The sequence below is a fragment of the Pseudomonas sp. AC112 genome (assembly GCF_979253545.1).
Map to the genome: position 1 here is coordinate 2,343,153 of NZ_CEEDCM010000001.1, position 13,942 is coordinate 2,357,094.

Here is a 13,942-nt window from a genome sequence, read left to right on the forward strand (position 1 = left end):
TCCCAGGATCAACGGGTGAAGAACACCGACCTGGCCAGCGCCAGGCTGATCTCGCTGCGGTATATCGCGATCTGGTCCCTGTCGTTGGTCGCCCCTTGCTGGAAGGCGCCGCCCTGCCTTCGTTGTTCCGAGGTCTTGAGGTGGCCGGCGAAGAACTCTTCCTCGCCTGCCTCAACCGAGCTGTAGTGAAAATGTGCGTACCAGAGCACGGCCTGGTTCGTACGGTCACGGACTTCCCACTCGTCCAGGTAGTTCTTGCCCGGTCCTTTGAGGCGCTTTCGGACCAGGATCCGGGCTGTCGTGACCTGGCCCTGATCGCGCAGCCATTGGACCCGTTCGGCAGTCGGCAGTTGTTGCTTGATCATGGTGATGCGCGTACTCCTGCCCTCTTCATAGAGGCGTTGAGTGGCGGTATTGAGTTCCAGGCTGAGCGTGGCGGCAGCGGGACGGTCGACCTCCGTGAGGTTGAGCCGGGTGAGCGCATCTTCGATAGTGCCCTGCGCGCGCTCCAGCCGTTGTGCGTACTGGTGGAACATCTCTTCGATCTCCACCGGAATACGCCCCGGTCTTCTGGAGTGGGCCAGTAGGCGCTGGGTATTGGCGGGCTCTGCGTCAAGCAGGGTGCGTGCGGCGCTTAGGCTGGTGTCCAGGTCCACGCTCGGTGCGGCCTGCACCGGCGACGTGGGGCGTGCGCGTTCAACCCAGACACCGGGGGTTTTTTCATGGAAGGTGGCGATAACCTTGCCGGTCATGGGCGCCTTGACGTCTACCAGTTCCGACTCGGCCTGGCGGGGTTCGCCAACAACGACGCCGCTGAAGCGTGTCTTGATGACCTTTCTAATTGGCGTACCGCTAGGCCTGGACGGTCCGGGCTGGGGCTGCAGCGCCTTGCGTTCACGTATCAGCCGAGCCAGGTCCACCACCGCACGCTGGTTGAATTCGTCGATGTCCTGGCGCACGCGTTCCAGCGGTTCGCGCATCAGTTGTTCCGGAAATTGCGCATGCAGGTCCAGCAGGCGCTGGTCGACGATGGCGAATTGATCGACCAGGCTGTTGAGCACCTCGATATGTTCCTCCAATGGACTGCCGTTGGATTTGGGCGCTGTTTCCATCAGGCTCTGCACGTGGATATCGGCGTTGTCGAGGATATCGTGCAACTGCGCCCGGGCCTCGGTGAACGCTTCGCCTTCACCGGCCGCAATGCACAGGTAGCGCCCCAGGGAGACCTGGAACGCCTTCATATCCTGCAGTTTGAGGCGGGGCATGGCCTGCACAGTGGCGTTGACGATCTTGGTGCCTTCCATGCCGAGTTTTCTCAACTCCTTGAGACGTGACTCCACATACTCCAGGCGTCCGATCATGTCCTGATTGAGGGCCGTCACCGATTGTGCGGTTGCGGTCTGTTTGGCCGGTTCGAGCATTTCCAGGGTTTGGGCTTCGTCGAGCGTCGAGGCCAGTACATTACGGTAGCTGGGCAATCGCGCCTCTACGGCAGAGCGGGCCAGCAGCACTTGCTTATTCAGGTAGCCGATCATCCTGCTCTGGTAGTTGGGCACTGTGTCGATGATGCCCAGGGACCTGAGCTGACGGATCGGAACCTCGTACTCTGCCAGCCGACTGTCGACCTGGCTGACGAACTGTTGTCGGCGTAACTCGGTGGAAGGGCCGGGTTCAGCGCCGATGGCAAGGTGCGCCTGATACAGCTGGTTCTGTCTGCTCCTCTCGGTGGCGTCGAACTCGTCCAGCGCGGCCCTCAGCGTGCTGATACGCGCGGGCTTGCCAGCGGCATTGGCTCTTCGGCGATTCCTGAAACCACCCCCGCGCAGGCGCAGGCGAGTGTCGACAAACCACTGCCCGACCTGGCTGCTGATCAGCAGCGGGCCTGTGTGCGCTGGGTCTTTCGGATCAACGATGACCACGTTTTCGTTCACATCCACCGAAACTTCGAACCATTGCCCACCGACGACGGCCAGCCATTTTTCGGCGTGGGGGTAGAGGTTTAGGTAAGGGCCGGGTGTTTTGCTTTGTTCGCCCAGGTCTGCCGGCTTGCGGACCTTGAAGCGCTCCAGGGTGGCTGCCAGGCCGTTGCGCGACAGCGCGCCACTCATGTGCAGCGGGCCCTGGTGATGGCTGGGTGGTTCGACGCCTGGCAGGGTCGGTTGCTGGAGGACTATGACGGCCTTGGGCGGCACCACGGGTGCTTCGGGGAGGTCTGTGCGTGGCGGCTCTGCTTCTAGCTTGCGCACTTGGGCAACGACTTCCGGTGGCGGGCTGCGCATGCTCACGTGCAATGCCAGGGCCATGCCCAGGTTGAGCAACAGGTCTACCTCGGCGGTCCATTGCGGTTGCTCGTCCGACTGGTTGAGCGCCTGCCCGGCTTCACGCAGGTCGTCCATGATTTGCCAGATCCACGCAGCGATACCCAACGTACGTCCGAAAAACGGCAGGGCGGCATTGAACAGTTGCCAGCCGGCGTGACGGAGGGTCTCCCAGCGTTTTTGTTGGTTGGACACCGATTGGCGCGTCGCCAACTCGACCAGGGCATTGGCGTTGTCCTCGTACAGCGTGGCCAGCGCATCATTGCCCAGTACTTCATCCGTCACCGTGATCGGGCCGCTCATGTACACCACGGTCGCCGGTTCTACCAACACGCGCACGGCTGCCCATGGCGATGGGAACCGGTCGGGGAACACGAATTGCGCATAGTTGAACCGCACCTCTTCCGGTAGCCAGGCCAACACCGCGTCGCGCAACGCGCGGTCATGCTTGATGGCATACAGCAGGTTTTGCTGCGAAGGGAACTGGATCAAGACCGGTAGCAGCAATGGCCGGTAGAGCAGGCACGGTCCGGCAGTGTGATCGAGGGGGCCGATCACAAACATGTTGGCCACCACATCCTGGCTTTTACCGGGACGCAAGGTGGGGATGAACGCCAGGCGGCGGATCACGATCTCTTGGCTGTCGACGTGCCGCTCGTGGGCTTGCGATCGCATCGCTGCGGCCAGGTAGCGGTAGCCGGTTTCATCGATACCGTCGTTCTGCTGAATTTTCATTTGCAGGGCCAGCAACGGCAGCTGCAAGCGCAGGTGTGCCGTGTACAGCAGCTGCCGGGCCTGTGACTGATCCGGGTCATCGATCAGCTTCTGTTTGACCAACGCCGGGTAGACGGCGCCGATGTCGAGCTTTTCGATAATGCCCTTGAGGTAACTGTAGGTCAGCCAGTCCGGCGCGGGTGCTGCGTCGTAAAGTACACTGGGCTGCCCGGTCGGCAGCCCGGTGAGGTTTTCAAGGGCCAGGTCGATCAGGCCGCGGCGAGTGATATCGACGCTGCCGGGCAGCACGAACGTGCCCCAGATCACCGGGCTCTCGATGATGATTTCGACCTTGTCCAGGTTCAGGTTTTCACCTTGTGGGTGGGCGAGGATCTCGGTTTGCAGGCGGGCACGTGCATACTCGCGTAGGGGCGTAATGTCGTCCTGGAAGGACTGACCCTGGTGATGGGCTTGCAATTGGGCCAAGTCGATCAGATAGCGACTGTAGGCCGACATCTCAAGGTCTGATGCCGTCATCAGCCAGTCGGGTATATGTTGGTGGATCAGGCGGATGTTCGACAGGGCGTGATCGCTCAGGTCTTCGATACTGGGCAGGATGCGCGCGACGCTCGGCCGGACATCGACGGTCTCGACCTGATCATCGGGCATGGGCCCAGGCTCGCCCAACGCGCCGATGGCTGCAATTTGCAGGCCTATCAACGTGCACGCCAGGCTGTCGAAAAAATTACCGCCGGGCTCGTACAAACGCCAGTGGAACGAGGCTTCAAGGTGGATTTGTACCATCCTGGCAGGCAACGTTGCGCCGAGTTCCGCCAGGGAGTCATAACGCTCGTAGCCCCCAATCAGCGAGTACACCAGGATCATGGGGCGCTGTTCATGCTCGCCGATCAGCACGGTCAGGTCCGAGAGGCTGGCGTGTGAGGCTTGCCCGTCCTCCTTCGTATCGAGGTCGACCAAGTAGGCGCGGCTGTTATAGCTGTCACGGGTCGCGCGGGTGGCCTTGTCCGGAAAATGGAACAGGCTTTTGCCCATGGCGCATTCGTGTTCGCTCCAGCCCTCCAGCGTCGTGATGTTCCATACCTTGCGCAGTGCACTTGAGAAGGCTTGCCAGCGTGGGCCGGTGCCTTTGTTGGGCGCGTTCCAGTAGTCCAGCTGTTGTTCCTGGAACGCGATGAACAGCAGCGGTGCCAGCTCATTGAGCAGGCGAGCGATAGCATCGATTTTGACCGGCAGGTGCACAGGTGGCTGCGCCTGCGGCTGCAAGGTGAGGAAGTGTTCGCCATCGAGGTAGATCACCTCGTCCGCCGACAAGGCCAGGCGGGTCAGGGCGGAGGTCAATGATTCTGTGAAGAAGCCGGCAGGTAGCGGGTGGCTATTGGCAAAGCGCCAGCCCGGGGTGACAACCGTCGCCAGGTCCGGGTCGATCTCCAGGGTCGGGTATAGCTCCATGAGCGCCTTGCATAGCGTGTTGGCCGCGACCTCCCGCAAGGTGGGCCCGGTGGTGAGCTGAGTGAGTAGTTCAGACGCGCTGGTGGGGCGGGTGGTGCTTGGCAGGTTGTTTGACATCGGCAATTCCTTGGCAAGTGAATGGCCTGGAAACGACAGGCCGCGAAGCCGCAAGGTAATCACCGCCAGGCCAGCCGGGACGGTAGATAGATAACGGGTTCGGCGGTGAGCGTGGGGCAGTACGCTCGACCGCCAGCAGACGTTTAGTTGAAAAACAGCAACCGAGCCTCTTCCTGGCTGATCTCGCTGCGGTAGTAGGCGATTTTCTGCGTGTCGTTCAAGCCTTTGGTCGTATCAGCCGCGGCGCCCAGGGCGTGCTCCACCACGGTTTTCAGGCGCCCATACACATAGGCCCGGGGATGGGTCCAGGTGGTGCTGTAGTGAAAGTGGGCGTACCAGAGCACCTCTTGGGTCTCGCTCTCGCTGACGGTGTACTCATCGAGGTATAACGGCATGGCGCTTTTGAGGGGGCGCCGCGAGACGGTTTTCTTGATCTTGACGGCGCTGTGTTTTTTTAGCCAATCGACCGCCAGTACGGTGGGTGGGCGTTGTTTGAACATAAGCAAAACTTGGTTGTTGCTACGCCGGTAAAGGTCTGTAACGGCGTCACTGAGGGCTTTATTGACCTTGCTGGCCGAAATGGGCTGGCTTTCGGTTTCGTTGTTCTGGGTGAGGCCCTCGTCGATCGTTGCGCTAATCGCCTCCAGCTGGGCGATATGGTGGTGATACAAGTATTCGATGCCGATCGGGGTGCGTTCCACTTTGCTGGCCAGATGGGTCATGCGTTCGAGAAAGGTGGGCAACCCATCGAGCAGAGCCTGGCCCTGGTTGACGCTCACCTGCATGTCCACAGGCGTCGGTGTGGACGGGGACGTGGACGTCGGTGTTGGCAGTCTTTCTACCCAGATGCCCGGTGGTTTTTCGTGATAAGTGGCGACGATCTTGTGGGTCAATGGCGAGCGGATATCCACCAGCCCGGTGTCGTCGCCTGTCGCGGATAGGCGCGGCTCGCCAACGAGCATGCCGTTATAGCGGGTCCTGATGAATTTTTTCTCCGGCCTGGGTGGTGTCAATGACGGAGAGGGACGCGAGCGGACGATGTCGCGTTCCGCGCTGAGCACACCGAGTTTGCCCACGGCCCGCTTGCCGAACTCGGTAAGGTGGCGGCGCAAGGACTGGATCTGATCGGAGATGACAACCTTGGAGAACTCATCGGGGAAGTCCTGCAAGCGCTCGTCGAGAATCTGGAATTGTTCGATCAGGCTGCTCAAGGTGTCGATGCGTTCGTCGAGGCGCAGGGCACCGCTTTCATTCAGGGTGTCGCGCAGGCACTGGATGGACACGTCGGCGGTGTCGACCAATAGATCGATACCGGCCCAGGCTGCGGGTTCGGTGACCTGGGTGGTTTCCGTCAGGCAGAGGTTGCGCGCCAGGGTCACTTGCAGGGCCTTGAGGTCGTCGAGTTTATAGGCCGGCAGTGAGCCTTTGGTCGTCCTGATCAGGCGTGCACCTTCCCTGGACAAATTATGCAGTTCACCGAAGCGGGTTTGCATGTAGTCCAGGCGTTGGATCATGTCGTGGTTCAACGCGCTCATCTGCCGGGCGTCTTCGATATTGCGCTCGTTGGCAGAGGCGGCCTGTTGTTCGATTTGCACCAGCACACTGCGTAGTTTTGGTGTGAACCGCGTCAGGGCTTCGCGGATGCCCGCGTTGGTCAGTTCCACCTGGGCCTTGAGGTAACTGAGGGCTTTTTGCGGGTAGTCCGGGAGGGGAGCATGCATGTTCAGTTCCTTGAGCTGTTGCAGCGCGACCTCGTATTGGTCTCGATGCGCCTCCAACGCCTGCAGGTACGCCGTCCGGTTAGCATCGAGCGAGCTGGCAGTGCCGGTATCCATCGACTCACGGGCCTGGCGCAGGCTGGACTGGCCGGTTTTTTTGGTTTCTTCGAATTCGCTCAACTGTTTGCGCAATTGTTCCGCGCGTTTCCTGGCCAGTTTCTCTGCCTTGCTGATCAAGCTTTTCGGCCCGCCACCCCGCAGGCGCAGGCGAGTATCGACAAACCACTCGCCACGTTTATTGCTGATCAACAAGGGACCGATACGTTCAGGCAGGGTGGGGTCGACAATCATGACGGTAGCGTCTTCATCCACTCGCACCTTGAACCAGCGCGGCCCGACCGGCGCGTAGTAGTGCTCGCCCTGCGGGTAGAGATGCAGGTGGATGCCCTCAGTGCTGATGGCCTTGCCCAGGTCGGCAGGCTTGGTCACTTTTAAACTGTCGAGCACCGTGCCCAGGCGCACCGCTGTGCGATTGATCGCGCCACTGGCATACAATGGGTTGGCGGCGTTTGCCGGCAATTCGTCGGTCTTGAGGTCGGCGAGTTTCTCGACCTCCAGGGTGGCCGGTTTGGGCGGTGCCCCTGGGGGAATCTGAGTTTTAACACGGGAGCCGGGTGACGCCGTGCTGCGTGTCACTACGTGCAGCGCGATGGCCATGCCCAGGTTTAGCAGCAGCTCGGCAATTGCCGTACCGGGGGCCTGTTGCTCCGGGTGCTCGACAGACTTGACCACCTGCTGCAATTGATCCATGACTTGCCAGATCCAGGCGGCAGTGGCGAGGCCGCGACCGAGAAAGGGCAGCGCTGCATTGAGAATCAGCCAGCCGGCATGCTTGAACGTCGCCCAGCGGGCTTCGGCATTTGATACCGATTGCCGATCCGCCAGCTCCACCAGCGCGGTGGCGTTGGCGTTGTACAGCGTGGCGAAAATATCGGCATTCATCACATGTTCGCCCAGCGCTATAGGGCCGCTCATCACCCACAGCTTGTCGGGGTCGATCAGGAACTCGGCCACTGTCCAGGGCGAGGGCAGTGCGCCGGGGAACACATACTGGCTGTAGTCGTTGCGCACCGCGTCGGGCAGCCAGGCCAGTACGGACTCGCGCAGGCTGGCGGACTGTGCGATGGCGTAGAGCAAGTTGGTGGGCGTGGGGTATTGGGCCAATGGTTGGTCGAGCAACGGGCGATAGAGCAGACACGGCCCGGCGTGCAGGTCCTGGGGGCCGATAATGAACATGTTGGCTACCATGTCCTGGTTCGCCTCGGTGCGGCGCTTGGGCATGAAAGCGAGCTGGCGCAGGACAATCGTCTGGCCTTCCACTTGACGCTTGCTGCTGTCGGTTTCCATCAGGGCGGCGACATAGCGATAACCGCGCTCATCAATCCCGGCCTCGCGGCGGATCTTGTATTGCAGCGCCAGCAACGGTAACTGAACCCGAAGGTGGGCGGTGTAGAGCTGCTGGCGGCGAGTCGACTCCGTGGCATCGTCCAGCAGGGTGCGCTTGATCAGTGCCGGGTAGGCGCTGCCGATGTTGACGCGAGTGATCAGGCTTTCGAGGTAGGTGACGGTCAGCCAGGCGGGCAGCGCGCGGCCGTTCTTTTCGCGCAGGGTCTTGTTGCCCAGGGGCAACGCGATCAGGTTCTGCAGGGCCAGGTCGGCGAGATCGAAGACGCTGGTTTCGACTTGGCCCGGGACGGTGAAGGTGCCCCAAACCACCAGGCTCTGGACCACGATCTCCAGCTTGTCCAGCATCAGGTTGGCGGCGTCGGGATGGGCCTTGAGCATTTCAGCTTTCAAGGTATCGAGGGCGTACTGGCGGATGGGCGCGATACCGTCCTGGTACTGTTTGCCGGCATTCAGGCTGTGCAGGGCAGCCAGGTCCTTGAAGTGGCGTGAGTAAGCATTCAGGTCCGAGGTGGAGGCCTGGCTCAGCCAGTCCGGGAGTTGTTGCTCGAACCAGTCGAGGTTGGTGTCTGTCTCCTGGCCGTCGCTGGGTGGGGCGGCCAGGGCAGCATGGTCATTGCTGACGGTCACGTCGTTGGAAAAATCGATATTGCCGATGGCCTTGATCTGCAGGGCAATCAGGGCACAGGCCAACTGGTCGAAAAAATTGCCCTCAGGCTCCAGCAAACGCCATTGGATTCTCTTGCCGTACATCGGGCTGCTCAGCTTCGCTGGCAAAGCCTGGCCCAGCTGCTCGAGGGAGGCGTATTTATCGTACATCGGTGGCAGCGAATGGGTCAGGATGACGTCGCGTCCGGCTTCCTTGCCAATCAATACGGCGACCAGGTGCCCGTCGTAATGGCTGAGGCTGCCGTCGTCCTGCACCCAGTCGATGTCGACCACGCAGGCGCGCAGGCCGGGGCGACTGGCCGGGTCCGGGGCGTGGAACAGCTGGCGCGCCAGGCGGCAATCCTCTGCGCTCCAGCCGGGCACCTGCTGCACATTCCAGAATTCGCGCAACACGCTCGACAGCTTGTGCCAGTGGGGGCCGTTACCTGCGGCACTGGACTGGTTCCAGAACACCAGCTGTTGTGCCTGGTAACCCCGCAGCATCACCGGCGCCAGGAGATTGAGCATGTAGGCGATGTCGCCGATACGCACGGGCAAGTGGGCGGGGGGCACGGTGAGCGGCTGTTGGGTCAGGAAATGCTCGCCTTCAATAAACAGGCAGGGTTCTTTCGTGATGGCCTGCCGGGCCAGGATGCCGGTCAGGGAGTGGTAGCGGGGCTCGGCGACGAGCACCTGGTCTTCGACGACCTGCCAGACCGGGTAGACCACCATGGCGGTGTCGGGATCGATATCCAGGCTGGGGTAGCGTTCGCGCAGCTGCTGGCGCAACAACACGGCGGCGACTTCTCGAAAATCAGGGCCGATGGCCAGTTGAGTGAGCAGGGCGGCGGTAGGGTTGGGGCTGTCGCCGTTTTGCGGTGTGGGGGATGAAGGGGTGGTGGTCATACAGAGTCCTGGCGAGCATTAGGATGGAAACGACCCGAGGCAAAGCCTCGGGGGTTCCATGCTAGAAAGCGCTCAGCCAGGCAGGCGGTGCTTATGTCTCGACGTTCAATCCAATTCGCCACACAGGTTGGCTTCAAGCAATGGCCCGATACGCTCGAAGGGCAGACCAGCACCGATCAAGGCCTGGAGTTTGCCGAACGCGGTTTCCCGGGTCATCCCGCCGCCCGACACCACACCTGCTTCGCGCAGGCGGCTGCCGGCTTCATAGACATCCAGCTCCACCCCGCCCTCATGGCATTGAGTGATGGCGACGACCACAATGCCGTGGTCCCGCGCTTTGCGCAGGCTGGCGAGGAATTCGGGGTTGTCGCTGGGGCCGGTGCCGCTGCCGTAGCATTCCAGCACCAGTGCCTGAATGCCGCTGCCAATCAGGCTATCCAACTGCGCCGCGCCGATACCCGGCACCAGGGGCAATACGCCGACTGTCGCCAGGGCCTTGGGTTGGCGGTAATCCAGTGGGGTCGGCAGGGATTCGGCACGCGCCACACCGCCCTGGCGCTGCAAGGCGGCGAACGGGTTGCGGCCGAAGCTGCGGATCTTCGCGCAGCGGGTCGGCGCCATCAGCATGCCGTGGAAGAACAGGTGCACGCCTGGCACCAAGCCTTCCCCCAAGGCTGCCAGCGCGCCACTGACGTTTTCCCAGGCATCGCTATCGGGTACGCCGGCAGGCAGCATGGAGCCGGTGAACACCACCGGTGCCGACAGGCCCAGCAATTGAAAGCTCATGGCGGCGGCGCTGTACGCCAGGGTGTCGGTGCCGTGCAGGACGAGTACGGCGTCGCAGCCCTCATCAATGGCCTCGACCACGGCAGTGCGCAGCTGCTGCCAGTAGGCGGGAGTCATGTTGGCGCTGTCGATCAGCGGCGACATTTCGCGAAAGCGCCAGGCGGGCACGGGCTGGTTGGCCAGTTGCGCGCGCATGCGGGCTTCGAAACCGGACGCGGGTGCCAGGCCATTGGCGCTGGCCTGCATGCCGATGGTACCGCCGGTGTAGAGCACCATCACATTGTTAGCTGATTGCATCGAAAAATCTCCTGAACGAAAAACGCCGCCGGGCCCAGAGCATGCCCAAGGCCGGGCGGCGTGTCATCTATCTAGGTTGACTGCGCTTAGCGTTGCGCTTGGGCGTTCAGTTCTGCCGATGCTTGAGCCGTTGGCTCAGGCTTCACCGGGTTCGCCGGCCAGGCCTTGCGATCCAGGTCCAGGTCAGGGAACTGGCTGGAGTCGAATACCGGGGTCTTGATACCCGCTGCGCGCTGGTTGTCGTAGTCGTTCAGGATGCGCATGGCGATCTTGAACAGGAACGCCAGGGCGAACAGGTTGACGAACGCCAGCATGGTCATGGTGATGTCGGCAAAGGCGAACACGGTGCTCAGGTTCTCGATGGAACCCCAGAAAATCAGCACCAGCACCAGTGCACGGTAGCCCATCAGCACTTTGCGGTTGTTGCCCACCAGGAAGCGCAGGTTGCTCTCGCCCAGGTAGTAGTTGTACATGATCGAGGTGAACACGAACAACGCCAGGGCCACCGAGATGAACATGCGGCCCCAGTCGCCGACAACCGCCGCCAGGGAGTTCTGGGTCAGGGCAATGCCGTCGCCTTCGAAGCCTGGGGTGTAGAAGCCGGAAAGCAGGATCAGCAACGCGGTGCAGGTGCAGATCACAAAGGTGTCGAGGAACACGCTGAACGCCTGCACCACGCCCTGGGCGATCGGGTGCTCTACCGAAGCCACCGCCGCCACGTTAGGCGCACTGCCCAAGCCCGCTTCGTTGGCGAACACGCCGCGCTTCACACCCATGATGATTGCGCTGCCTACCAGGCCGCCGAAGGCTTGGTCGAGGCCAAAAGCGCTCTTGACGATGGTCGCGAGCATGGCCGGTACGTGGTCGAATTGCAGCACGATCACGTACAGGGTCACGGCGATGTAGACCAGGGTCTTGACCGGTACCAGCAAATCGGCGATCGAGGCGATGCGCTTGATCCCGCCGATGAATACCAGGCCCAGCAGTACCGCCAGTGCCAGGCCGGTGTAGGTGGTGTCCAGGCCGAAGGCGTTGTTCAGCGAGTGCGTCACAGCGTGGGCTTGCAGGCCGTTGAAGGCGAAGCCGAAGGTCACCAGCAGCAGGAACGCCATGACCATGCCCAGCCAGCGCTTCTGCAGGCCGTGCTGGATGTAGTAGGCCGGGCCGCCACGGTAAGTGCCTTCTGCGTCGGTGCGCTTGTACAGCTGGCCGAGGGAGCATTCGATAAAGCTTGAGGACATGCCTACCAGCGCAGTGACCCACATCCAGAACACGGCACCGGGGCCACCCAGGGTCACGGCGATACCGACACCGGCGATGTTACCGGCACCGACGCGGCCGGCCAGGCTGAGCATCAGCGCCTGGAACGAGCTGAGCTGGCCGGAGCTGCTCTTGAGGCTGTCTTTGAACACCGAGAACATGTGGAAAAAGTGGCGCAACTGAACGAAACGCGAGCGAATCGTGAAATAACCGCCGAGCCCGACAATGAGCACGATCAGTACTTTCCCTGAGAGGAAGTCGTTGATGACTTCGAGCATGGAGTGTTCCTCGCTGATTTTTCTAATGGCAAACGCAGGACGGTCCGACACGTCGTATGGCACCAGGCAGTGCACGACGTTTCGACCCCAATCCTTTTGCGGGTGTTGTTATTCATGCGGTTTCGCGCTGTCCAGGACCTCGTTACCGACGATCTCTGACGCGAAGAGGGGCGGCACTATACCTAGGAGCGCGTGATCCGTCTGCACAGGCCGATTAAAGGTTTCAGCACGCAGGCGTCGGGCAAGGAGGGTTTGCAGGGCGATATTGGATTTTTTATGAGCGTCATTTCACAACCTTGAGGCAAAAAAAAGGGCCTGAAGAACGAGCCTTCAGGCCCTCAAAAGGTGAGAGGTGTCTAGTCCCTCAACCTGGTGAGCGGTGCAACAAACGCTTAGGCCTTCAACGGGACCAAACGTGGGGCAATCATGTTTTCGGGGCGCAGGATGTCGTCGAGCATAGCGTCGTCGAGCAGGCCTTCTTCACGCACCAGTTCCAGCACGCCGCGGCCGCTTTCGAGGGCGATGCGCGCGATGCGGGTGGCGTTTTCATAGCCGATGTAGGGGTTCAGCGCGGTGACCAGGCCGATGGAGTGTTCCACCAGTTCGCGGCAGCGGGCTTCGTTGGCGGTGATGCCGACGATGCAGTGCTCGCGCAGCATGTCCATGGCGCGTTGCAGCAGGCGGATCGAGTCGAAGATCTTGAAAGCGATCAGTGGCTCCATCACGTTCAGTTGCAGTTGGCCGCCTTCGGCTGCCATGGTCAGGGCCAGGTCGTTACCGATGACCTGGAACGCCACTTGGTTCACGGCTTCCGGGATCACCGGGTTGACCTTGCCGGGCATGATCGAGCTGCCTGGCTGGCGGGCCGGCAGGTTGATCTCGTTGATGCCGGTACGTGGGCCGCTGGACAGCAGGCGCAGGTCGTTGCAGATCTTCGACAGCTTCACGGCGGTGCGCTTGAGCATGCCGGAGAACAGGACGAAGGCGCCCATGTCGGAGGTGGCTTCGATCAGGTCGGCCGCAGGGACGAGTGGCTGGCCGCTGATCAGGGCCAAGCGCTGTACGGCGAGGGCCTGGTAACGCGGATCGGCGTTGATGCCGGTACCGATAGCGGTGCCGCCCAGGTTCACTTCGGTCAGCAGCTCTGGCGCCAGGGTTTTCAGGCGGGCCAGGTCTTCACCGAGGGTGGTGGCGAAGGCGCGGAATTCCTGGCCGAGGGTCATCGGCACGGCGTCTTGCAGTTGGGTGCGGCCCATTTTCAGCACGTGGCCGAACTCGACGCCTTTGGCGGCGAATGCCTGGATCAGGCTATCGAGGCTGGCCAGCAGCGCGTCATGGCCCAGCAGCAGACCCAGGCGGATCGCGGTTGGGTAGGCGTCGTTAGTGGACTGCGCCATGTTCACGTCGTTGTTGGGGTGTAGGTACTGGTATTCGCCCTTGTTGTGGCCCATGGCCTCCAACGCGATGTTGGCGATGACTTCGTTGGCATTCATGTTGGTTGAAGTGCCAGCGCCGCCTTGAATCATGTCCACCACGAACTCTTCGTGGAAATCGCCGCGGATCAGACGGGCACAGGCTTCGCTGATGGCAGCGTGCTTGGCTTCGCTGAGCTGGCCCAGCTCGCGGTTGGCGTCAGCCGCCGCTTGCTTGACCATTGCCAGGCCGACCACCAATTTCGGGTAATGCGAAATCGGTACGCCCGAGAGGCGGAAGTTATTCACCGCTCGCAGGGTCTGGATGCCGTAATACGCTTGGGCAGGTACTTCGAGTACGCCAAGCAGGTCTTTTTCTGTGCGGAAAGATGCAGCGGAGGACATGACGGAAATCATCTCGATATGGACCCGGAACTGGCCGGAACGCTGCGAATGCTAGGCTTGTAGAACTTTTTGGGCCAATGCTGTTAAACACTGGCCTATGCACAAACGGCATAATGTCGGTGTGACCCGGTTATCATGGCGGGCGTGTG

Annotated in this window: 5 protein-coding genes; all 5 read right to left on the reverse strand. The window is 61.6% G+C overall.

Features of this window, described 5'->3' with window-relative positions:
• Window positions 1-8: 8 nt before the first annotated feature.
• Window positions 9-4,619: a dermonecrotic toxin domain-containing protein gene (locus tag AC0IYN_RS10845; RefSeq protein ID WP_471841397.1), complete on the reverse strand. Its 4,611-nt coding sequence runs from the start codon at window positions 4,617-4,619 to the stop codon at window positions 9-11.
• Between the two features lie 143 nt (window positions 4,620-4,762).
• Window positions 4,763-9,355 (reverse strand): hypothetical protein, encoded by a 4,593-nt coding sequence (locus AC0IYN_RS10850; RefSeq protein ID WP_471841399.1) that lies wholly within the window; start codon window positions 9,353-9,355, stop codon window positions 4,763-4,765.
• A 105-nt stretch (window positions 9,356-9,460) separates the two neighbouring features.
• The gene (locus tag AC0IYN_RS10855; protein WP_406596245.1) at window positions 9,461-10,438 is read right to left on the reverse strand and encodes an asparaginase; all 978 of its coding nucleotides are present in this window, start codon (window positions 10,436-10,438) and stop codon (window positions 9,461-9,463) included.
• Between the two features lie 86 nt (window positions 10,439-10,524).
• Window positions 10,525-11,976 (reverse strand): alanine/glycine:cation symporter family protein, encoded by a 1,452-nt coding sequence (locus AC0IYN_RS10860; RefSeq protein ID WP_078050779.1) that lies wholly within the window; start codon window positions 11,974-11,976, stop codon window positions 10,525-10,527.
• A gap of 392 nt (window positions 11,977-12,368) precedes the next feature.
• Entirely contained in the window at window positions 12,369-13,793 is a 1,425-nt protein-coding gene (gene aspA / locus AC0IYN_RS10865; RefSeq protein WP_017135792.1) for an aspartate ammonia-lyase, read from the reverse strand.
• Between the last annotated feature and the right edge of the window lie 149 nt (window positions 13,794-13,942).